The 856-nt window shown below is 41.1% G+C and carries 1 protein-coding gene; it reads right to left on the reverse strand.

The window, feature by feature from the left end:
• Window positions 1–856: IS1380 family transposase (locus ACYVLS_RS02080; RefSeq protein ID WP_460320705.1), on the reverse strand; the 856-nt coding region annotated here is incomplete at both ends.

The raw sequence follows: 856 nt of genomic DNA on the forward strand, positions 1-856 counted from the left end.
GTCACAATGAATGCGTGTTGAAAGAGGAGTTCTCCTGCTTCACGGATTGATCGAATACAGACACGACGGGGTTTCGACCATGATTGTGCTTGATAAGGCATTGAAAAATACTGAACTTCCCGATCTTCCCATTTTTGGTTATCCCCGTAAAGAACGGATTGCTCAGCTAATTGACTTAACCTCCGATTGTTCTTTAATCGGATCACATACTGACTTTCATTTTCTTCACAAGACTCATACACCTCTGGTGTTGCGAAGCCGCTGTCCCCACGAACCAATATGTCAGTATTCGGTATGGATTCATTGTAGTGGTGTAACAATGGGTCGATAAAGGCTTTCACCCCTTTAGATGTGTACTGATTACCTGAACGCAGTTCAGCTTTTAAGAAATCTCCAGTCAGTCCGTCAAAGGCAACTAATGGGTGGTAGCCGTAGGTTTGATAATGGGCATTATAATCTGTTTGTTCTTGATGGCCAAAGGTATCTGAATGAGTGGAATCGAGATCAATGATTAACTCGGTGTCATTGCGAATCAAACGCGTTTTATCAATGAGCGACTGATTTAATGATTGTAATTGACCCACATTTTCCGTGGTGAAACGATCCAGAAACCGTGAAATTGACGATTGTGAGGCTAATTGTTTTCTGCCTAACACCATTTGAAAGACTGGATCCTGTCGTAACAGATTAGCTGACGAGTCTGCCGAATAACCAGCAATCAGTTGCATAATGAGCTGTTCTAATATCGCTAAATTATCATGCGTGTAGTAAGCACGGTTATCTTTAATGTCCAGAAGTGATTTTGCCAAATCAGAAAACTTGAAGGTATCCATTACTTCTTTAACTAAGACTAAAC

The sequence above is a fragment of the Alkalibacterium psychrotolerans genome (assembly GCF_054784355.1).